A 20,593-nucleotide genomic window follows, 5' to 3' on the forward strand; every position below is an offset into this window, starting at 1 on the left:
CGCATCATCCAAACCAGCCTCCAAGCCTTCGACAAAGTCGGCGCCCCCACCACCTGGGTCCTCTCCAACCACGACGTCGTCCGCCACGTCTCCCGCTTCGGGCAGGCTCCGGGCCACACCCGTCCCGGCGACGGCCTGGGCCCGGAAGACTTCCAGCCGGATCATGAGCTGGGGCTGCGCCGGGCGCGGGCCGCAACACTGCTGATGCTCGCCCTTCCCGGCGGCGTCTACCTCTACCAGGGTGAAGAACTCGGCATGCCGGACCACACCATGCTCGAACACGGCCACCGCCAGGACCCCACCTTCCACCGCACCGGCGGCGAGCGCCTGGGCCGGGACGGCTGCCGGGTGCCGCTGCCCTGGGTGGCGGATGCGCCGTCGTACGGGTTCAGCAGCACCGGCAAGTCCTGGCTGCCCCAGCCGGAGCAGTGGCGGGAGCTGTCCAGGAACCTGCAGGCACAGGACCCGGACTCGACGCTGAACCTGTACCGGGACGCACTCGCGCTGCGGCGCGAACTGAACCTCGGCCACGGGTCGCTGGCATGGTGGCCCGAGCACGATGACAAGGGTGTTGTGTCACTGGTCAACGGGAATGTGCTGGCCGTCATGAACATGGGCACGCAGCCGGTGGAACTGCCGGCCGGCGAGGTCCTGGCCCGCAGCATTCCTGCCGCCGGCTCCGGCGGCATGCTGGCACCGGATGCCGCCGTGTGGATTCGGCTAGCCTAAACACCGTGGAACGCAGTGCCCGCGGGGCAGGAATTCGTGAAGTCGCCGTCCGGGCAGGGGTCTCGGCTGCGACAGTCTCCCGGGCACTCAGCGGCAACGGCCGGGTTTCCGAGAGCACCCGGCAGAAGGTCCGTGCCGCGGCGGAAGAACTCGGATTCGTTATTTCCTACAACGCGTCCTCACTGGCCTCGGGCCGAAGCCGGAACATCGGAATCGTTCTTCCCACAGTGGGCCGCTGGTACTTCTCCCAGGTCCTTGAAGGGGCAGCCTCTGCCCTGATCGAGGCGGGCTACGACCTGACGCTGTACAACACCTCCGACGGCCCGGGGCACCGCGAGAGCGTGCTCAAGGAGATGCTGCGCCGGAAAAGGCTCGACGCCGTCATCACGGTGGCGCTGCGCCTCACGGAGGAGGAACTGGGACAGCTGCGCGACGTCGGCAAGCCGATCGTCGCCATCGGCGGTCCGCTGCCGGACACCCCCACCGTACGGGTCGATGAGTTCAGCATTTCCGCTCTGGCCACCCGGCACCTGATCTCGCTCGGGCACACCCGGATCGCCCACATTGGCGGCGGCGAGGAACTCGAACGCGACTTCCGGATGGGCAGCACCCGTCAGGACGGGTACCGCTCTGCCCTGGCGGAGGCAGGAATCACTGCCGAGCCGGCCTGGCTGCGCAGCTCCGAGTTCAGCGTGGCCGGCGGGTATGCCGCTGCCAAGTCCCTGCTGGCCGACCCGTCTGCCGGAGTCACCGGGATCTTCTGTGCCGCTGATGAGATCGCGGTCGGCGCAATCCTGGCCGCGCGCGAGCTGGGCCTGCGGGTACCGGAGGACCTGTCCGTGATCGGGATCGACGGCCACGAACTGTCCGGGGTCTTTGGCCTCACCACCATCAGCCAGGATCCGGCCGGACAGGGAGCCGCCGCCGTCGGCGCCGTGCTGTCCCTGCTGCGCCGGCAGCCGGTGGGCGGTGAGCTGCTTACCGGTTTCTACCCCACGGAGTTCGTGGTCCGCTCCAGCACCGCAGTGCCGCCCGGTTTCCCGGGCAGGGCCGCTCCGTAGCTGTGCCGCGGCCGGGCAGCTGGATAGGATGGCCATGCCGGGTTTGCCGGCGGGGAACGGGGGATTGAGGATCATCCATGCTGGTGTTTCTGTGGGTAGCGGAGATCGTGCTGGCCCTGCTGTACTTCGGCCTTGGGGTGATGCGGCTGGTGCAGCCCTACACCAAGCTGGTGCGGGTGCTGCGCTGGCCTGCTGATTTCCCGGCCTGGGCCGTCAAGCTCATTGGGGTGGCCGAAATCCTCGGCGCCCTTGGCCTGCTGCTTCCGGCAGCCACAGATGTGGCCCCCATCCTGACACCGATCGCTGCCTGCGCCTTGGCCGTGATGATGGGCTGCGCCGTCGCGGTCCACCTGCGGCGCAGAGAACGCCAGCGCGTGGCCCTGCCGGCGATCCTGCTGGCCGTGAACGTTTTTGTCGCCATTGGCCGGTTTGGTCCCTATCCGGGATGACGCCGTCGCAGAAGCAGGAAACCGAGAATCCGGGCGAAGCCATCACCCGGCTTTACGGCCTGCTTCCGGGACAGTTCACGGCAGCGCGCAACACGCAAGCTGCCGCAGCCGCCCGGAACGGTGACCCGGAGCTCGGCAAGCGGCTCAAGGCCCTGCCCAAGCCCTCGGCAGCCGCGTGGCTGACCAACATGCTGATCCGCGAAGAGGGCCCGGCCATCGCCAGTGTCCTGGCACTGGGCGCCTCGCTGCGGGAAGCACAGGCAGATCTGGACCGTGAGGAACTGCGTCGCCTGAACTCCGAACGGCACCGGATGCTGCGGACCCTGGCCCGCGAAGCCCGCCAGTTGGCAGACAAGCTGGGGAATCCAGTCAGCGCAGCAGTCGCAGCCGAGGTGGAGCAGACCCTGTGGGCTGCGATGACGGACCCGGACGCGGCTGAGGCCCTTGCCTCCGGCCGGCTGGTCCGCGGACTTGCTGCCAACGGCTGGGAGCCGGTGGAGCTCGACGGCGCTGTGGCGGATCCGGATTCCGCGGCACCGCTGGTCTCTGCCGCGTCCCGAAAGCAGCAGACACCCGGTGCCGGCAAGGACACGGCAACGGATTCAAAAGCGGGAACGAAGGGCACGTCCCGGCAGCAGCAGGCAGCACGGGCGAAGGCCCTTCGCCAGGCCGAGGAGGAACTCTCCGGCGCCCGCGAAGCGGCTGACCAGGCGGAGCAGAGGCTGGCAGAGGTCCAGTCCGAGGTTCAGAACCAGGCGTCGTTCCGGGACGGACTGACGGATGAGATCGATGACCTCCGGGACAGGATCCGGGAACTGGAACGTGAGGTCAGCGAGCTTGACCGGCGGCGCGGGACGCTTGAACGCTCCCGCGACAAAGCACGGCGGGAGGCCAGGTCAGCCCGGCGGGCTGTGGAGAAGGCAGAGACCAAACTGGACTCGCTGCGCTAGCCGGTTTGATTCCGGGGAAGCACAGTCAGCATTCCGAACCGGCTGCTGACCCTTGCCAGGTCAATCGGGTGGGCAATGCCCGGGAAGCTGCCGGCGTAGTCGCTGAAGCCGAGTACGTCCAGGCGGCAGCCGGCGTCGTAAAGCACGTCCACCAGATTCCCGAACCGCTGCCAGGCATTCGGGTCTTCATGGGTGGTGTCCGGAACACCGGAGACCACCCAGTGGCGGTAATCCCGGGCCAGCGCCAGGTAGTCGGACGCCGCTGACCGGCTGCCGCACAGTTCGGCAAAGGTGAACCAGAGCTGCCCTCCGGCGGCACGCTCCGCCTCCAGTGCCAGCGTTCCGGGCTTGAGCACGGCTGCCTCCGCCGGATCCGGTGTCCGCAGTCCTGCTGTTTCCATGACTGCTGGATCCGGTGCACGCAGATGGTAGCCGGCAGCGAACCCGGACGTTCCGCGCGGGCCGGCGGACCGGTAGTCCAGTTCCCCGTCCAGGGAGGCCACCTGAAGATTTGTGGTGAGCAGCTCGATCCCGGGTTCGAAGAGATGGTGGAACATCGGATCCGGGAGCAGCTCATGCGGGGCATAGTTCGACGTCGCCACCAGCACAATGCCGCGCTCGATCACTTGCCGGAGCAGCCGGGTCACAAAAGCTGCGTCGGCCGGCCCGTTGACGTGGAACTCGTCGAAGCAGAGCAGCCGGGCATCCCCCAGCAAAGCGTCCAGCCCTGCGGCGAACGCAGACTGCTGCGCGTACCCTTTCCGGCCATATCCTTCGAAAGTGCGGGCATGCAGCTCGCGGAAGAAGTCGTGGAAGTGCAGCCGGCGTTTTTCGGCCACGGGCACGGAATCGTAGAAAGCGTCCAGCAGCCAGGTTTTCCCGCGGCCGGGAGGGCCCCAGAGGTACAGCGAAGATCCGGTGACCTCTTCTCCGGAGACGGCGGCGGCGCCCGCCCGGGCCAGCAGCGGAAGCACCGCCAGCTGCGCGCCGTCGAGTTCCAGTCCCGCCGCTGCAGCCGCCTGCTGCACCGCCGCAGAAGTGGAGTCAAGGTGCACGGAGGTCATACTCCGGTTATACAGAAGCGTTCTGCGGCCGCCAAATGCTCGGTTGTGGCAAGATTTCAGCGACGGCGCAGACTGCGGCGTTCGAACAAGGACGGCGGCAAGGGGCACAGTGCAGCAGTTGTGGGCGGGCCTGGATTTCTGGACGGTCAGCCAGGTTACCGCCCTGGTCTCCGCGGTTTTTGGTGTGTTCATTGTGGGCCGGGCGTGCTGGGACAACACCGTTCTGCCTGCCCTGACCGACCGCTACCTGGAATTGGTGGAGGAACGGGCCGCACAGCTGCGGGAGCCGGTGGAGGAACCTGCCCGTTCGGCGTCGGCGCTGGGCCGGCGCATGGTCCGGACCCTGACCGATCCGCGGCTTATGCTGCCCTCCGCCGATGAGAGCAGCTGGGCAAGGAAACAGGAACAGCGCAGGCACTCCCGCCCCTCCCCCGCCCAGCGCCGCCAAAGCGCCGTCGCGCTGGCCCGTCTGCTGCGCCGGCCCCGCCTGGTTTCCGAACAGGAATCGATCCTGGCGACCGCCCTGGACGAGCTGGCACCGGCAGTGAACACCGCCCGGACCTGGAGCGAGCTCCGCGGGACTTCGCGGCTTCATGCCCAGGCTGCGGTGTCGCTGTTCCGGACTGCCGCCGCCCGCCGTTTCCTATCGGTTTTCCTGCCGGCAATGGGACGCTACCTGGACTTCGTGGGACGCGGCAGCGCCCTGGGCCTGGCCGTGGGTGTTGTAGCTTCCGGCGGCCTAAGCGGGGACAGCACCCTGGTGGGAGTGCTCACCACCATCTGCGGCGTCGGCGGCGCCATTGTCTTCACCGCCACCGTCATCCGCTGCGACGCCCGTTCCTGGCCCGCGCCCAGGCGCAGGGTTCCGCCGTGGCTGAACAGAATCTATCCCGAAGCCTCGTTCCTGTTCAGGCTCCTGCTGACCGTCACCGCCGTCCTGGTGGCCGTCTCGATCCTGCAGCAATAAGCCGCCAACCCCCTGTCCCGGCGAATTACGGCCAAGAAATTCGTGCTAATTATTCCGGCGGGACGGTGGTACGTTCGGAACTCGGGCACGATCCAATCCGGCACCAAGCACGGGAGGAACCATGACTGACCATGTAGCACCCGTATCCGACTGTTCGGTCCACAACTGCGATTTCAACCACGACGGCTGCACGGCCTACGCCATCACCGTGGGAGGCTCCCAGGACCACGCCAGCTGCGCCACCTTCATCGATACCTCTGCCACCGGCGGCCTGCCCAAGGTCCTGGCCAGCGTCGGCGCCTGCCAGCGCGAAGAATGCCGCTACAACGACCACCTGATGTGCGACGCACACGACGTACGTGTTGGCCCCGGCGCGGAACTCGCCGACTGCCTCACGTACCAGCCGCGTTGACCGCTCCCCTGGCAGACGCCGGATGACCGGGGCCCTGCTTGGCTGGGACCCGGTCTGGCCGGAGGCGTGGCAGCCCGACTATCACTCTGCTGCCGCCGTAGCCTCTGAATCCGGGTTCTTCCGGGCTGTCTGGGACATCTCCGCAGCCGCCCACGATTTGGAACCCGGCTCGGACGTCTGGTTTGCGGTCTCCGGCCAGCGCCCCGGACTGGCCGGCCACGGGGTGGTCACCTCATCGCCCTATGCCGTGTCCGGTCGGGAGGGCGATCCGGAGGGCCGGCTCCACCTTGTGGACGTCGACATTGACGTACTGCTCCCGCCGGACGAAACGGTTCCACTGGCCGGCCTTCCGGCAGAAATCCGCGTTCTTTTCCCTGAACCCGGCGGCGTTGCCGCTCTGGACCCGGGCACCGGAGAAGACGTCCGCAGGGCCTGGACCAACAGCGCCGCGAACGGACGCACCGGATCTCCCCATCCCTTGCCGGGCTCCCTGCCCCAGCAAGCCGTGCGCTGGTCCCTGGCCAGCCGCTACGAATCCGATCCAGACGCAGCGCGCATCTGCCGCGCCCATCACGGCCCCGCCTGCTCGGTCTGCGGCCTTGATCCCGAAGCGATGTTCGGTCCGGAGGGTGCAGGCGTGCTCCAGGTGCACCACATTGTGCCGCCGGCGCTGCTCACAGACCAGTATGAGCTGGACCCGGCAACGGACCTGGTGCCGCTGTGTCCCACCTGCCACACCATGGCCCATGCAGGGTTTCCGGATCCCTATACCCCCGCTGAACTCAGGCGGCTGCTGGCGGCGCGGACCGTGCCGGTGCACGACGCCGTGGTCCAGGGCAACCCGATTACTGCCGACCAGCTGCAGGCCGAGGCAGAGGCCCGGGACCTTCTGGGACTTCGGGGCCGGGGAAACGATACGGCGGACTAGACTCGGGAATCACCATGAGCATTCCGAACGCCACCTCCCGTACCGTGCGCATCGACGCATGGCTGTGGGCTATCCGTGCCTACAAGACCCGCTCCGCTGCCACGGCCGCCTGCCGGGCGGGACACGTCAAGCTAAACGGCAACCCGGCGAAGGCCGCGGCCGCCGTCCAGCCGGGTGACACCATCCGGGTCCGGCAGCCCGGGTTCGAACGGATCCTTGAAGTGCGCGGACTGATAGCCAAACGTGTTGGCGCCGAAGCGGCGTCGCACTTCTTCGCGGACCACACTCCCGAGCGGCCCCCCGTACCGGCTCTGGGCATTCCGCAGCGTGACCGCGGCACCGGGCGTCCCACCAAGAAAGACCGCCGGGAGCTGGAACGGCTCCGGGGCGTGCGGCAGTAACCGCAAAGGCTGCTCCCGCATCCCCGGAGAACCGGTTCAGGAGCGGTTGGCTTCCTCCGCGCAGGAGCGGCAGAGACGGCGGGACCCCACAGCATCCTGGGCACAGACCTGAAGGGCCGGGCGGTTAAACTCCCAGGTCCGTTGGACTACCTGGCACCAGTAGGAGTGGTAGACGGTGCCCCGGCGCGTGACGTAGACCTGCCCCGGTTTCAGCGACGGCCTGGCCGGTGCCCCCTGGGTCCGGCTGGAATGTACCCAGCGGATTCCGGCCGCCGGTACGGAAGACGGAGTAAGTACATCATCGGATGGTTTCCTGCGTGACGTTGCGTTGTAAGTCCCCATGGACAGACTCTAGGAACGCCTTCCCCAAGATTTCCCAAAGAAAGCCGCATTTCTTGCTCAACTTCCTGCGGCGTGCGGCAAGTCCGGGCAGCCCGGACTTAGGGTCCGCTGCCCCGGGCCGGACTCCCTGCCGGAATTCAGCTTCACCGGCTATCCTGTCGGCATGCTGAAGAGAATAGCCCGCAGGCTTGCTGCGGCTGCACTGGTTCTTTTCGCCCTGGGCTCCGGCCTGGTAGTACTGGGCGTTTACGCCCTCCTCTCCTTTGCGTCCTGGGCGATCTGGGGTGCCGTGCCGCCCGCCTACACATTCGTGCTGGCCTTCGTCATTCCACCGCTGGGAGTCGCAGCACTTACCGCGCTCGGGGTGGGAGCAAACAGATCAGCCAAGCTGCTGAGGGCTCGGCGGAACCGTCTGTCACAGGCCGCTGCCACGGCCTCCTCTTGGGAAGCTGCACAAAGCCGCCGGGATGCGGCCCTGGTGTCCTGGTCCAGGTATGAAACTGACGTTTCCCTCCTCATCGAGTATCCGGTGATGACCGATTACAGCGATCCGGTCATCCGCGAGGTCATCGTGGCAATGCAGGGGATCCGCGAAGCGGAACGGGGTACCGACCCCGCCCGGCTGCACCTGGCCGTCGACCGTTTTGAAGTGGCGCTGCGGACGGCAGAAAACTATGCCCGCCGCTGCGGGCAGTCCAAGCTCACGGAAGCTGAACGCGGCAAACTGGCGACGGCGCGCGCCGCCCTGAACCTGCTGCTCGACGGCGGAGCATCGCCAACCGAGGTCGAAGGTGCCTACCGAACCCTGCGGCGTTCGCTGCGCGGCATTATCGATCTTCCGGCCCAGGCTGCCGCAGACCTTGACGCCCGTGCGCGTGATGCACGGCGTCTCGGAGCGCTCCGGATGGCCTCCTAGCAGTGGCACCCATGACGGAAAAGCCAGCAGCAGGTTCCCTCGGGAGGAAAGGGAACAAAAGTGCTGCGGCGGCGGATCCCTGGGGCCCGGTCCGGCGGGAATTCGGGATGTACACGATCAGTGAACTGGCCGACCAGCTGGACTTCGGCGGTCAGGACAATCTGCGCGCCGGCCATCTGACCGGCAAGGCGCGTGTGCTCGCCGTCGCGGATAACGGAACGTTCCTGTATCCGGGATTTCAGACACGAACCCGGATGGTTCCCGCGGTCAAGGACATCATCCGGCTGGGACGCCTGGGCGGCTGGCGGGATGAGGAACTGCTCCAGTGGTTCTGCCGGCCGAACCCGCTGCTCTCCGGCAAACGCCCGGTGGACGTCCTTCAGGACGAAGAACTGATCCTGCCCGCCGCGGAAAAGGACCTGTCCCGCTAGCCTTGCGGCAGGGACAGCCCCGGGGGCGCCACAAACGCAGTGGCTGAGCCCGGGTCGATTTCGGTAAGGCCGGCGTCAACAATAAGCGGGCCGGCGCCGGACATGGAAGCCAGTTCGCGGAAGCGTTCCGCGGGGACTTCGGTGACTGCGGCACCGGGATCCGCGGCAAAGGCACTGGCCTGCTCCGGCGCGAGGTCCAGATACCAGGCCAGCAGGGCATGGGCTGCCTGCGCCGCTGCCTTCCCGGTGGACATGGCCAGGTCCTCGTTAAGCACAATCAGCGGGTTCGCCTGGCTGGCCGGCATGGGGTCGCCTGCCGGGAGCTGGGTTCCGGAGACCTGCAGGGAGCGCAGCGCCCGCGGCATATCTTCGTAGCGCTGCGGCTCGAACGCCGCTGCCTCGGCCTTGCCGATAACCACGGTCCCGGACTGCGCACCCGGGCTGAGCTTCGCGAAGGGTTTGGGACCGGCCCGCCGCACCGTCTTGGTGAACCGTCCGTGCACCCAGTCTTCCCAGGCTTCGTCGCTCTCCCGCCGGGCGTAGGCCAGCACGCAGGCAAGCGCTGCAGCTGCTACGGCGTCACGGTGGGCGGCGGGGTCTTCTTTATCCACGCGGAGCAGGATCGGCTGGACGGTATCGCTGGGATGCACTCCCCCAGTTTCCCACGGCGCAGCCGGCTGTCATCGTGGACTTACCGCGGCCCCGCGCAGTTACGATGAGCCTGTGTCTGTCGAACAAGCCCTGCTGGGCTTCACCGCCGTCGCCGTTCTGCTGACCATCATGCCTGGGCTGGACTCAGCCATGGTGCTGCGTTCGGCGATCAGCCAGGGGCCGCGGCACGCCGTGGCCACCGGTCTGGGAATCAATACCGGGGCTTTTCTCTGGGGCGCTGCGGCCGCCGTCGGCATTTCCGCCCTGCTCACGGCGTCCGAGGCTGCCTATACAGCCCTGAAGCTGGCCGGAGCGGCTTACATGTTGTGGCTGGGCTGCTCCATTCTGTACAAATCCTTCTGCCGCCGGCATGCTCCGGTGCCGGCCGGCGGGGTTCCGGTACCGGCGCTGCCGGGTGAACGGCTGGCGGCCTCGTGGGCAAAGGGCCTGGGCACCAACCTGCTCAACCCAAAGGTAGGTGTCTTCTACATCGCCATGATTCCGCAGTTTATGCCCGCCGGTGTCTCTCCGCTGCTGATGGGCCTGGCCCTGGCTGGTATCCATGTACTGCTGAGCGTTCTCTGGTTTGCGCTGCTCATTTCCGCTGCACATCTGGCCCGGAAGGCGCTGCAGGCACCGCGGTCGGTGAAGATTACCGACCGGGTGACCGGCCTCGCGCTGCTGGGATTCGGCGCCTCGCTGGCGCTCAAGCACTGACGCTGCCTGAACGGTAACAAATCGGCATCGCACCCACTATGTGGCTCTGACTAGGGCAGACGCAGATCTGCGGCTCCTGCTAAGTCTGGGAGGACGGAGCAATGACGCTCCGTCCCCCACCAGAAAAGGAGCAACATATGAAGTACCGCCTGCTGCCCGTTTTTGCCGCAGCCGCACTGCTGGCCACCGGATGTACTGCCTCCGCGGAGGAGCCGCCGGCTGCCGCGGAAGAGTCCGGACCCGAGTCCCGGCTCGCTGCGATCACGGAGCGGGGTTCCCTGAAGGTCTGTACCACCGGCGATTACCGGCCCTTCACCTATAAGGATCCGGACACCGGCGAGTGGAGCGGAATCGACATTTCGATGGCCCAGGACCTCGCAGCGCGGCTCGACGTTGACGTCGAGTTTGTGCAGACCACGTGGAAGGACCTGATGCCCGATTTCCTGGCCGGATGTGACATCGGGGTAGGCGGCGTTTCAATTTCCCTGGCGCGTGCCCAGCAGGCGTTCTACACCGATCCCGTCCTGGACGACGGCAAGACCCCGATCACCCTCTGCGGCAAGGAAGAGCTCTACGACACGGTGGAGGAGATCAACACGCCCGGCGTCCGCTCCATCACTCCGATCGGGGGCACGAACGAAATCTTCGCGGACACGAACTACCCGGACGGCGAGATCATCCGCTTTGAGGACAACAACAGGATCTTCGACGAGATCGTCGCCGGCAGGGCGGATGTGATGACCACCGACGCCGCCGAGGTGAAGTGGGTCGCCAACGAATACCCCGAACTCTGCGCCGTGGATCCGGACAACCCGTTCAACTTCTCCCAAAAGGCTTACCTGCTGCCGCTCGGGGACACGGTGTTCCAGGAGTACGTCAACCAATGGCTGAACCTGGCCGAGAATGACGGCACGTACGACGCCGCCAAGGAACCGTGGTGGGGTGCAGCTGAGGGCTAATCCCCGGCCGCGTTGAAGTACTCGAGCACCGCAGGACTCTGCCAGATCTCCGCGTACTTCGCCTGCAGGTCGTAGAGCGACCCGCCGTGCACGGTTTCATCCCGGTCCCCGACGGCATCAGCCACCACGATCGGGATGAAACCGTGCTGCATGGCGTCCACGGCGCTGGCCCGGATGCAGCCGCTGGTGCTGGTTCCCACAATCACCACTGTGTCCACGCCCCAGGTGTGCAGCAGCTGGGCCAGATCAGTGCCGAAGAACGCACTGGCGTACTGCTTCACCAGCACCGTTTCCCCGTCCAGGGGCGCTACTTCCGGCATGATCTGCCCAAGTTCGCTGTCCCCGATCAGCAGCCGCAGCGCGGGGATCTTATGGATAAAGACGCCGCCGTCCGCTCCCTCCGGGCCGTAGCTGACCCGGGTGTGCAGCACCGGAACGCCGTTGGCACGGGCCGATTCCAGGACCTGGGCGGCGGTGTCCAGGAACTGCTTCTCCGGCAGGCAGAGCGGGCTCTGCGGATCGAAGTACGCCCGCATCAGGTCCACGGACACCACGGCCGGCACCGCCCCCGGAACAAGGGTGCCGTCGAATCCCTCCGAGAAACTCACAGCATCGCCACCGGAGGGGACGGAGCCTTCAGCCCGGTTTCAGCTTCCGCGTTGGCCAGCAGATCCGCCAGTTCGCCGCCGCGGTTGAACAGCGGCAGCTCTTCCGGGCGCCCCTCCGCCAGCTTTCCGCGCAGAGACACGGTGGAATCGGCGTCGAGCTCCCCGCTTTCAGAGCACACCACCCCATAGGCCCGCGCACCTTCAGGGGTCACAAGGCCCCGGCGGACTTCCTTGCACACCAGCTCCGGATCACGCGCCAGCGGATCTCCCCAGCCGCCGCCGCCCCAGGTGACGAAGTGCAGCACATCTCCGGGTGCCACCGAGACGTCATGGACTTTCGAGGGCAGGACTACGGTGCTGCCGTCAGCCTTCTCGATCCACTTCCGGCCGCGGGCGCCGGGTTCCCCGCCGCGCACGCCCCAGGGATAGGTGAGCCAGCGGTCATCGTGGATGGCGATGGTGCCCGGTTCCAGGAAACGGTAGGCGACGTCGACGCCGTTGCCGCCGCGGTGCAGCCCCGCCCCGCCGGTGTCCGGGATGGTTTCCCAGCGGTCGATCACCAGCGGGTAGTAGGACTCCAGGTACTCACATGGAATGTTGGTGAAGGAGGGCCACAGGGAGTGCCCGTCCGGCCCGTCTCCCACCGGCCGTCCCGGAATCCCGCCGAAACCGATGGAGTACAGCTGGAACCACTCGCCGCGGCGGTCTCCGGAGCTGTAGTTCCCGGAGTACATAAAGTGCGGTGAGGAGGAGAACCCGGCGCCGTTAAGCAGGTCCGGGTTGGCCTGGCCCAGCAGCCCGCCGAACAGGTCGAAGAGCCGGCCGATTCCGTGGTTGCGGCCGTTCAGGGCTGCCGGGTAGCGCGGTTTCCAGAACGTGTCATCGGGGATTTCAACGTCCACCAGCGGGTAGAAGCCGTCGTTCCAGAGGATCTGCGGGTCTGCGACGGTGATCATGTAGATCCCGAAGAACATCCGGATCAGGTTTTCGTTGATGTAGTAGTTGATCGGCCCCTGCGCCTGCGGGCTGCTGCCGGTCAGGTCGATCAGCACCTTGTCACCGGTGCGGGTGATGGTCATCTTCAGCTCGTACGGGCCAAAGCCGCGGCCGTCGTCGTCAATGTAGTCGGTGAAGGACAGTGGTTTGCCCTCTTCGAAGACCATTGAAAGCAGCGTCTTCATGGCCCGGTAGTTCCGGTCCAGCAACGCGTTGAGCGCCGAGGTGTAAGTGTCCACGCCGAAGCGTGCGCACATTTCCTGCACCCGGCGGGAAGCGGTGCTGCACGCGGCGACCAGCCCGTTCAGGTCCGCACGGTTCCAGTCCGGCTTGCGGACCTGGTTCAGGATGATGCCCAGCGCCGTGTCGTCCCGCTCTCCGCGCCGGTAGAGCTTGAACGGCGGGATCACCACGCCTTCCTCGAAGATGGTGCGCGCGTCGGTGGGCATGGATGCCGGGGTCTTGCCGCCGACGTCGGTCATGTGGCCGAACTGCGAGGCCCAGCCGACGATCCTGCCCTCGTAGAAGATGGGCATCACCACCAGCCAGTCATTGGCGTGGCTGATCGCCGCTCCGCAGGAGTACGGGTCCGAGGTCATCAGGACGTCGCCCTCTTCAATCGTCCCGTGGAAGTTCTCCAGGAAATCCGGAATGGACAGGCCGAACTGGCCCACGATCATCTTGCCGCTGGGGTCTGCGATCAGCGGGAACTCATCATGCTGTTCCCGGATGCCGGGGCTCAGGGCCGTGCGGAAGAGCGTCTCGTCCATCTCGTAGCGGGCGCTGCGCAGCGCATTTTCGATCAGGTCAAGGGTAACGACGTCGACGTCCACCTCGCGCAGCGGCTCGGCTGCGGTTTCCACTAGCTGGGCCATGGGGGCTACTCCTTCGAATCTGCGGGGCGGATGAGCAGGCTGCCGTGCGGATGCACGGTGGCGGTGTGGCCGGGCAGGACCAGCGTGGTGGAATCCATTTCGGCAATGATGGCCGGACCGGGCACAATGTTCCCGGCCCGGAGGCGGTTCCGGTCGTAGACCACGGCCTCGACCGTTTCTCCGTCCACGAAGATGCCGGCCCGGGTCCGTTCCGCGGCGGAGGGGTCTTCGCCGCCCGTTTCCAGAGTGATGGAGGCGACCTCAGGATGCGGTCCGTTGACCGTGGCCCGGACCGTCACCAGCTCGTGTTCGTTATCCAGCAGGAAGGAGAAGAGCCGCTGGTGCTCGGCGTCGAACGCTGACCGCAGGCGGGCAAAGCCGGCTCCTTCTCCCGCGGCGAAGGCCTCGTAGTCCAGCGGAACCGGAATCTCGAAGCCCTGGCCGTGGTAGCGGACGTCGGCCGAATAGCCCATGGTGAGGTCCTCTTCCCCCAGACCCGCAGCGAGCAGGGATTCGCGGGCGATGGCGGTGAGTTCATCGAGCAGGCCCGCCAGTTCGGCATCGGTAAAGTCGCTGAACGGCCGCACCAAAGTGCGGGCTGCTTCGTCCCGCAGGCTGGTGGTTGCATCTCCGTAGGCGGAGAGCACCCCGGGGGAAGGCGGAATGATCACCGGCCACGCCCCGGTGAGCTTGCCAAGAGCGTTGGCGTGCAGTGGTCCGGCGCCGCCGAAGGCAACCAGCGCGAAGTCCCGGGGATCGAATCCCTGCTGGGTGGATACCAGTTTCAGCGCCCCGAACATGTTCTCGTTCACGATGTGCACAATGCCTTCGGCTGCCCGCTGGACGTCGTTCAGTCCGGTGGCGTCCGCGATTGTCTTGACTGCTGCTGCGGCGGCTTCGGTGTCCAGCCCAATCTCGCCGCCGGCGAGTTCGGCGGGCAGGTAGCCCAGCACCACGTTCGCGTCTGTCACCGTCGGTTCCGTGCCGCCGCGTCCGTACGACGCCGGCCCGGGGGCGGCACCGGCGGACTGCGGGCCCACCCGCAGGGCCTGGGTCAGCGGCGGAACATGGGCAATCGATCCGCCGCCGGCTCCCACGGTGCGCACGTCGACGGAGGTGGCGCGGACAGTCAGGTCCCCCACCGTGGTCTCCCGTCCGATCCGCGGCTGCAGGTTCTGCACCAATGCGACGTCCGTTGACGTGCCGCCCATGTCGAAAGTCAGGAAATCGGTGTAGCCGGCCTGTTCAGCAGCCCAGGCAGCACCGGTAACACCGCCGGCCGGGCCGGAAAGCAGCAGCGATACGGGATTGTCCGCGGCAACAGCCCCGGAAACCAGTCCGCCGTCGCTGCGCAGGATCGAGAGCTGGGCGTCCATGCCGGCGCCGGCCAGCTGCTGGTCGAGGCTGCGGACGTACCCGGAAACCTGGCCCTGCACGTAGGCGTTGGCCACGGTGGTGATGGCGCGTTCGTATTCGCGCAGCTCCGGGAGCACCACGGAGGAGCGGGAGACAGGGACGCCGAGCAGTTCCTCAGCGGCTATTTCAGTGATCCGTGCCTCGTGGTCTCCGTTGGCGTAGGCGTTGATCAGGCAGATGCTCAGGGCCTCGACGCCGTTGTTCCGCAGCTTGGCGAGCTGGCGGCGCACGTCGTCTTCATCCAGCGGCGTCAGCACCGCCCCCGTGGTCGAGACCCGTTCTGTTACCTCAACGGTGTCTTCAAGGTCTGCCAGTGGTTCCGGCTTGGGCCAGATGATCCAGCCGGCCAGGCCGCCGGGAACAAAGGACCGGGCAATCTGCAGCACCTGGCGGAAGCCGCGGGTGGTTACCAGGCCGACCCGGGCGCCTTTCTGTTCCAGGATGGCGTTGGTGGCAACCGTAGTTCCGTGCAGTACGTCCTTCACCTCGGAGGGATCAACCCCGGCCGCCGCACAGACCTGCTGGATCCCGTACAGCACCCCAACCGACTGGTCCTGCGGGGTGGAGGATGTCTTGTACCGGTGTGTCTGGCCGGTGTCTTCATTCACCAGCAAAATGTCCGTGAATGTGCCGCCAACATCCACGCCTAGCCGAAACGCCATCAGGTCTCCTTGGGGGTGGTGCCGCATCTCTGCAGGGGAGGACGCGGCGGAAGGGAATCCGAGCCGGGAATGCTTCCGATGTTGCCTGCGTCACATTCGTGGCATCAGGCTAGATCTGCGATTTGGGACTGTCAAGAGATTGCATACAAGCGTTCGACACCGCGTTGGATACTCCTTGACATTCCTCGGGGGTGACTGCCAAGTTGTATGCAGATTGACCGTTTTTCGCCCAGCTCAGGAGGAGTACCCATGGCAGCAGAGACGAAACCCGGCGGCCCGCTGGCGGGCATCCGGGTTGTTGAGATGGGGCAATTGCTGGCCGGCCCGTTCTGCGGACAGCTCCTCGGCGACTTGGGCGCCGACGTCGTCAAAATCGAGGATCCGGCACGCGGGGATCCGATGCGGCAGTGGGGCCGGCAGCTGCCGCAGGGTGTTTCGCTGTGGTTCTCCGTAGTTGGACGCAACAAACGTTCGGTGACGCTGAACCTCCGGGACCAGGAGGGGCAGGAGCTGGCCAGGCAGCTGATTGCCGGGGCCGACGTCGTGATTGAGAACTTCCGTCCCGGGACCATGGAACGCTGGGGGCTGGGCTTCGAGGAGCTGCGCCGGGAGAACCCGGGGCTGGTGATGGTCCGTGTCTCCGGCTTTGGCCAGGACGGGCCCTATTCCCAGCGCGCCGGCTACGGAGCAATCGGCGAGGCCATGGGCGGGCTGCGCTATGTGGTGGGCGACCCCTCGACGCCGCCGTCGCGGGTGGGCATCTCCATAGGCGACACCCTGGCTGCCATGTTCGCCACCATCGGTGCGCTGGCTGCCCTGCAGGAGAGAAACTCCTCCGGCCAGGGGCAGATTGTCGATTCCGCCATCTACGAGGCAGTGCTGGGGGTCATGGAATCCCTGGTGCCGGAATGGCAGGTCACCGGCTATCAGCGCGAGCGCACCGGAGCGGTACTGCCCAACGTGGCTCCCAGCAACGTCTACCCGACCCGGGACGGCCAGTGGCTGCTGATCGCCGCGAACCAGGACACCGTCTTTTCCCGCCTCGCCAAGGCCATGGGCACCCCGGATCTGGCAGCCGATCCGCGCTATGCGACCCACGGCGCGCGCGGAGAACGCCAGAGCGAACTCGATGACCTGATTGCCGGTTTCACCTCCGGCCTTGAGGCGGCGGAGCTGGAGGCGCTGCTGGAGGAACACGGCGTTCCCTCCGGGCGGATCTTCCGGCCGGTGGACATGTTCTCGGATCCGCAGTTCGCCGCCCGGGGATCCATCACCCAGGTGGAACATCCGGCGCTCGGTCCGGTCGCCATGCAGGACGTCTTCCCGAGGCTGAGCCGCACCCGCGGCACTGTCCGCTGGCCCGGCCCGGAACTGGGAGCCCACACGGAGGAAGTGCTTGCCGGCATCGGTGTCAGCGGGAGCAGGCTGCAGGATCTCCGCGCCAGGGGTGTGGCATGAGCCTGCCGGGCCTCCCCGCTTCGGTCCGGCTGGTGGAAGTCGGGCTCCGTGACGGGCTGCAGTCCGTTCCCGAGCCGCTGGGCACGGCCGCCAAGGTGGAGCTGGTGCAGCTGCTCATTGACGCCGGGGTTCGGGAGATCGAGGCGGTGTCCTTCGCCCATCCGAAAGTCCTGCCCCAGCTCGCCGACGCCGCTGAGGTCATGGCGGCTGTTCCCCGGGTTCCAGGCGTACGCTACCGCGGACTCGCCCCGAATTACCGGGGCGCCGAACGGGCAGTGGACTGCGGGCTGGATGAACTGGTGGTGGTGGTTTCGGCTGACGAGGAGGTTAGCCGGCGCAACCAGCGCCTGTCCGTGAATGAAGCCCTCGAGGGACTGGCGCGCATCGGGGAACTGGCAAGGGCCTCGGGCCTCCGCCTGGTGACCGCCGTCGCCTGCTCGTTCTTCGCTCCGGGACGGGGGCCGGTGACGCGCGAAGAGCGTCTGCGGGTGGTGGACGCTGCGGTGTCCGCCGGATCAGCCGGCGTCTATCTGGCCGGCACCTCCGGGCAGGAAGAGCCCGGAGAGATCTATGACGGAATCCGGGAAGTCCGCGAGCTGTACCCCGGCCTGGAAGTCGGCGTCCATCTGCATAACCGCAACGGCTTTGCCCCCGCGAACGCGCTGGCTGCCCTGCAGGCCGGCACGGACTGGATTGAGGGCTCTTTCGCCGGGCTGGGCGGGGATCTGTGGTTCCCTGGCGATCCGTCGGTGCTGGGCAACGCCCCGTTCGAGGATCTGGTTCATCTGTGCGACGGCCTGGGCATCCACACGGGGGTGGACCTTGACAGCTACCTGCTGGCAGCCGATCGGATCGTTGAGCTGACCGGCCGGGCGTCGGCGTCGTTCGTTTCCCGCGGCGGCACCCGGGCACAGCTCGCCCAAGCCCGCTGGCCGGCGGAAGAACCCGCCTCCGGCAAGGGATAACGTAGTTCGCATGGAACATTCCCCCACTCCCGCGGACGCCGATGAGAGCCCGTACGCGCGGCTCCGCGCACTGATAGCCTCCGGCGACGTCGCCCCCGGATCCTGGCTGCGCGAGGCCGCACTGGCTGAACGGCTGGGCGTTTCGCGGACGCCGGTCCGCGAGGCACTGAACCGGCTGGCCGCCGAGGGCATCGTGGAGATCAGCCGGAACAAGGGCGCGCAGGTTGTCTCCTTCACTCCCGAGGACGTGGCCGGGCTGTACGACGTGCGGGCCGGTTTTGAACCGCATGCTGCCCTGCTGGCCGTTCCCCGGCTCTCAGATGACGACGTCGAGCGGCTGGCGGAGCTGAACACGGCGATGGAGGCGGCCGCAGCAGAAGGCGACCTGCGGACGCTGGGCGCGCTGAACAACGAGTTCCACGGAGTGTTCGTGGATCGCTGCGGCAACCGGCACTTTGCCGTGGCCCTGCAGACCCTGATGCGCCCGGCAGTGGTTGCCCACACCTTCGGCAAGTACAGTCCCGAAGCGCTGCGCCGCAGCATGCTCCACCATGCTGAGCTGGTGGCCGCGGCTCGGGCCCGTGACGGCGAATGGGCCGAGGCCGTCATGCGCACCCACATCCTGGCCGCCCGCAACGCCGCCGGGGCACGGCCTTCAGGCGTGTTGCTGCCCTAGTTCCAGGTGTTAGCAACGGCTGCAAACGGATTGAAGAGGAGCCGCCCGAACATGGCCTGCTGATCCTCCTGCGCTTCCTTGCCCTCATCCAAGCGCTGGATGACGTAGCGGTAGAGCTTCTCCTGCAGCACGTGCGCTTCAGTCTCACTGAACGACCCGTGTGCCAGGTCCCCGATCCGCTGCTCGAGTTCGGGCAGCCGTGCCAGGCCGGGCGCATCAGGTGCCATGGTGATGCCGAAGACAACGTCCAGGAGGACGCTGGCCTTCTCCGCGCTGGTAGCAGCGGGATCGGACTCCACCGCCTGGAGGGTGCGTTCAGCAGCTGACCGCGCCGGACCCCAGGCCTGCAGCCGGAGCATAAAACTGACCAGCGCGGTGCCCGATTCATAGCCGCTGACCGGGCCGGAGAGCCATTCTTCCAGCGCGTGGCGGCACAGGTCGTCACCGGCAGCAAAGAGAAACTGGGCTGCGTATCCGACGACGTCGCTGCGCAGGCAGCGTTCGGCATGGTTCGTCCCGCGCGGGAACCCGCCCAGGGCCGCGACGGCCATCTGGTGCAGGGCGTCGGCCAGTTCCCGGTCCTCTTCCCGTTTCCGCAGCGAGGCGAATTCATCTAGGTCCGGGTTCTCCTGGAGGTACCAGTACAGTTCACGCATCAGGTAAGGCACCCATGCACTGCCCGGGCCGTACTCCTCGACCGCAAGGAAGAACGCTCCGGTCAGGTACATCGGGTCCCGGGGCCGGCGGTGGTCCCATCCGGCGTCGTAAATGTGGACTGCCACCTCGCGGTCATGATTGAGCGCAGGAACGGATTCGGCGAATTCCCAGGCCCGTTCACACAGTGCCCGCCCCTCGCCTGTCTCCCCGTAGCCGGCGTACACCTTGGCTGCCTGCAGCACGGTCATGATGTACAGCTTTGGCTGCGGTATGCCCTGAGCTTCTATGGCGCGGATCTCTTGCATAAGTTCCACGGGATCCGGCAGCACTTCCCCATAGTTTTTCTTCCCCATCGGGCAAGGGTACAGCTGCCTGCGCGGCACCTGCGGGACCGCTACGCCGAGCGCGGGCGGGCCTGCCAGCGGGCCCAGTCAGCACTGGTGTCCGCAGCCGCCTCCTGCAGCAGCGGAAGGTACTCGCCCTGGAGTTTCTCCACGCTGGTTTCGGCTGCATGCACTGTGACGTTCATGGTGGCCGGGACCTTGCCCGCTCCGTCCGGCACGGGGACGGCGATGGATCGGACTCCGGGGGCAAGTTCCTCATCGGCGAGCGCCCAGCCCTGAGCGCGGACGGCGTCGAGCATGTCCCGCAGCTCTCCTTCCGGGGGAACGGGCGCCGGCGGCAGACCGGAACGGGTGTGTTCTTCCAGCGCCCGCTGTGCCGCCTCGAACGGCAGCCCGGCCAGCAGGACTTTGCCCTGGGAGGTGCGCAGGGACGGGAAACGGGTGCCGATTTCCACGCGCAGCGCAATGAGTTTCGGCACGGCCACCCTTGCTACGTAGACAATGTCCGAGCCGTCCAGCTGTGCCATCGAGGAGGATTCCCCGGTTCTTGAGACCAGGCGCTGCAGATGCGGGCGTGCCATGTCCCACAGCCCGAGCGAGCCCACGTAGGCCATCCCCAGTTCCAGGACCCTCGGGGTGAGGCTGTAGCGGCCGTCGTAGGCGTTGACGTAACCGAGCTCGGCCAGGGTGAGGAGTATCCGGCGCGCCGTCGGCCTTGCCAGCGAACTGGCGGCAGCCACTTCGCTGAGAGACATTTCGGCGCCGTCAGGCCCAAAGTGCCTGATCACCTCCAGTCCCCTGGCCAGGGCCTCGATGAAATCCGGCCCGCGGTCTCCCGCCATTCGCTCTCTCCCCAGCTTCGCTTCACTGTGACTCTTGACACAGTGTCGGCATACGTGAATCCTTGTGCCACCCCCGCACCGGCGGACAGGTGTCCGCCTAGCGGACAGCACGAGGAT

Annotated in this window: 22 protein-coding genes; 15 read left to right on the top strand and 7 right to left on the bottom strand. The window is 66.9% G+C overall.

What is annotated here, in order from left to right; all coding sequences use genetic code 11:
• From TVC13_RS12830 to TVC13_RS12845, 4 genes are all read left to right on the top strand, one after another.
• A partial coding sequence (locus TVC13_RS12830; RefSeq protein ID WP_422401578.1) for an alpha-amylase family glycosyl hydrolase occupies positions 1–729 on the top strand: 729 nt, incomplete at its 5' end.
• A 5-nt stretch (positions 730–734) separates the two neighbouring features.
• Positions 735–1,790, top strand: a complete 1,056-nt coding sequence (locus TVC13_RS12835) for a LacI family DNA-binding transcriptional regulator (RefSeq protein ID WP_422401579.1) — start codon at positions 735–737, stop codon at positions 1,788–1,790.
• Between the two features lie 77 nt (positions 1,791–1,867).
• Positions 1,868–2,239, top strand: coding sequence for a DoxX family protein (locus tag TVC13_RS12840; protein ID WP_422401580.1), 372 nt, complete (start codon positions 1,868–1,870; stop codon positions 2,237–2,239).
• Complete coding sequence (locus TVC13_RS12845; RefSeq protein WP_422401581.1) at positions 2,236–3,189, top strand: hypothetical protein; 954 nt, start codon at positions 2,236–2,238, stop codon at positions 3,187–3,189. Before TVC13_RS12840 ends, TVC13_RS12845 begins: the two co-directional genes overlap by 4 nt.
• Here TVC13_RS12845 and zapE read toward each other — a convergent pair.
• Positions 3,186–4,253 carry a cell division protein ZapE gene (zapE, locus tag TVC13_RS12850; RefSeq protein ID WP_422401582.1) on the bottom strand — a complete coding sequence of 356 codons (1,068 nt, stop codon included), beginning with the start codon at positions 4,251–4,253 and terminating at the stop codon, positions 3,186–3,188. The two genes, TVC13_RS12845 and zapE, sit on opposite strands and share 4 nt — an antisense overlap.
• A 109-nt stretch (positions 4,254–4,362) precedes the next feature.
• Between zapE and TVC13_RS12855 the strand changes: the two genes are divergently transcribed.
• The 6 genes from TVC13_RS12855 to TVC13_RS12880 all read left to right on the top strand — a co-directional run bounded on the left by TVC13_RS12855 (position 4,363) and on the right by TVC13_RS12880 (position 8,650).
• Positions 4,363–5,220, top strand: a complete 858-nt coding sequence (locus TVC13_RS12855; protein ID WP_422401583.1) for a hypothetical protein — start codon at positions 4,363–4,365, stop codon at positions 5,218–5,220.
• Between the two features lie 121 nt (positions 5,221–5,341).
• Positions 5,342–5,632: a DUF1540 domain-containing protein gene (locus TVC13_RS12860; protein WP_422401584.1), complete on the top strand. Its 291-nt coding sequence runs from the start codon at positions 5,342–5,344 to the stop codon at positions 5,630–5,632.
• Between the two features lie 22 nt (positions 5,633–5,654).
• The gene (locus TVC13_RS12865; RefSeq protein ID WP_422401585.1) at positions 5,655–6,560 is read left to right on the top strand and encodes an HNH endonuclease; all 906 of its coding nucleotides are present in this window, start codon (positions 5,655–5,657) and stop codon (positions 6,558–6,560) included.
• 14 nt (positions 6,561–6,574) lie between these two features.
• Entirely contained in the window at positions 6,575–6,961 is a 387-nt protein-coding gene (locus tag TVC13_RS12870; RefSeq protein WP_422401586.1) for an RNA-binding S4 domain-containing protein, read from the top strand.
• Between the two features lie 505 nt (positions 6,962–7,466).
• Entirely contained in the window at positions 7,467–8,219 is a 753-nt protein-coding gene (locus TVC13_RS12875) for a hypothetical protein (protein ID WP_422401587.1), read from the top strand.
• 107 nt (positions 8,220–8,326) lie between these two features.
• Positions 8,327–8,650 (top strand): hypothetical protein, encoded by a 324-nt coding sequence (locus TVC13_RS12880; RefSeq protein WP_422401588.1) that lies wholly within the window; start codon positions 8,327–8,329, stop codon positions 8,648–8,650.
• On the opposite strand, the gene TVC13_RS12885 is transcribed toward TVC13_RS12880, so the two are convergent.
• The gene (locus TVC13_RS12885; protein ID WP_422401589.1) at positions 8,647–9,300 is read right to left on the bottom strand and encodes a peptidyl-tRNA hydrolase; all 654 of its coding nucleotides are present in this window, start codon (positions 9,298–9,300) and stop codon (positions 8,647–8,649) included. The genes TVC13_RS12880 and TVC13_RS12885 overlap by 4 nt on opposite strands.
• A 73-nt stretch (positions 9,301–9,373) precedes the next feature.
• On the opposite strand from TVC13_RS12885, the gene TVC13_RS12890 reads away from it, so the two are divergent.
• Entirely contained in the window at positions 9,374–10,018 is a 645-nt protein-coding gene (locus TVC13_RS12890) for a LysE family translocator (protein ID WP_422401590.1), read from the top strand.
• Positions 10,019–10,155: 137 nt separating this feature from the next.
• Positions 10,156–10,977: a transporter substrate-binding domain-containing protein gene (locus TVC13_RS12895; protein WP_422401591.1), complete on the top strand. Its 822-nt coding sequence runs from the start codon at positions 10,156–10,158 to the stop codon at positions 10,975–10,977.
• Here TVC13_RS12895 and TVC13_RS12900 read toward each other — a convergent pair.
• From TVC13_RS12900 to TVC13_RS12910, 3 genes are read right to left on the bottom strand one after another with little or no spacing between them, the layout of a single operon-like run.
• Entirely contained in the window at positions 10,974–11,585 is a 612-nt protein-coding gene (locus TVC13_RS12900) for an isochorismatase family protein (protein WP_422401592.1), read from the bottom strand. The genes TVC13_RS12895 and TVC13_RS12900 overlap by 4 nt on opposite strands.
• Positions 11,582–13,456 (bottom strand): hydantoinase B/oxoprolinase family protein, encoded by a 1,875-nt coding sequence (locus tag TVC13_RS12905; protein ID WP_422401593.1) that lies wholly within the window; start codon positions 13,454–13,456, stop codon positions 11,582–11,584. Before TVC13_RS12905 ends, TVC13_RS12900 begins: the two co-directional genes overlap by 4 nt.
• 5 nt (positions 13,457–13,461) lie before the next feature.
• On the bottom strand, positions 13,462–15,534 hold the full coding sequence (locus TVC13_RS12910; RefSeq protein ID WP_422401594.1) for a hydantoinase/oxoprolinase family protein: 2,073 nt from the start codon (positions 15,532–15,534) through the stop codon (positions 13,462–13,464).
• Positions 15,535–15,783: 249 nt separating this feature from the next.
• On the opposite strand from TVC13_RS12910, the gene TVC13_RS12915 reads away from it, so the two are divergent.
• The 3 genes from TVC13_RS12915 to TVC13_RS12925 are packed head-to-tail and all read left to right on the top strand — an operon-like array spanning position 15,784 to position 18,633.
• Positions 15,784–16,992: a CaiB/BaiF CoA transferase family protein gene (locus TVC13_RS12915; RefSeq protein ID WP_422401595.1), complete on the top strand. Its 1,209-nt coding sequence runs from the start codon at positions 15,784–15,786 to the stop codon at positions 16,990–16,992.
• Positions 16,989–17,957 (top strand): hydroxymethylglutaryl-CoA lyase, encoded by a 969-nt coding sequence (locus TVC13_RS12920; RefSeq protein ID WP_422401596.1) that lies wholly within the window; start codon positions 16,989–16,991, stop codon positions 17,955–17,957. The genes TVC13_RS12915 and TVC13_RS12920 overlap by 4 nt, the downstream gene beginning before the upstream one ends.
• A gap of 10 nt (positions 17,958–17,967) precedes the next feature.
• Positions 17,968–18,633: a GntR family transcriptional regulator gene (locus TVC13_RS12925; RefSeq protein WP_422401597.1), complete on the top strand. Its 666-nt coding sequence runs from the start codon at positions 17,968–17,970 to the stop codon at positions 18,631–18,633.
• Here TVC13_RS12925 and TVC13_RS12930 read toward each other — a convergent pair.
• Positions 18,630–19,643: a hypothetical protein gene (locus TVC13_RS12930; RefSeq protein WP_422401598.1), complete on the bottom strand. Its 1,014-nt coding sequence runs from the start codon at positions 19,641–19,643 to the stop codon at positions 18,630–18,632. The genes TVC13_RS12925 and TVC13_RS12930 overlap by 4 nt on opposite strands.
• Positions 19,644–19,684: 41 nt before the next feature.
• Complete coding sequence (locus TVC13_RS12935; protein WP_422401599.1) at positions 19,685–20,476, bottom strand: IclR family transcriptional regulator domain-containing protein; 792 nt, start codon at positions 20,474–20,476, stop codon at positions 19,685–19,687.
• Positions 20,477–20,593: the final 117 nt, after the last annotated feature.

The sequence above is a fragment of the Arthrobacter sp. 3Tela_A genome, from assembly GCF_049311025.1.
Taxonomy (GTDB): Bacteria; Actinomycetota; Actinomycetes; order Actinomycetales; family Micrococcaceae; genus Arthrobacter_B.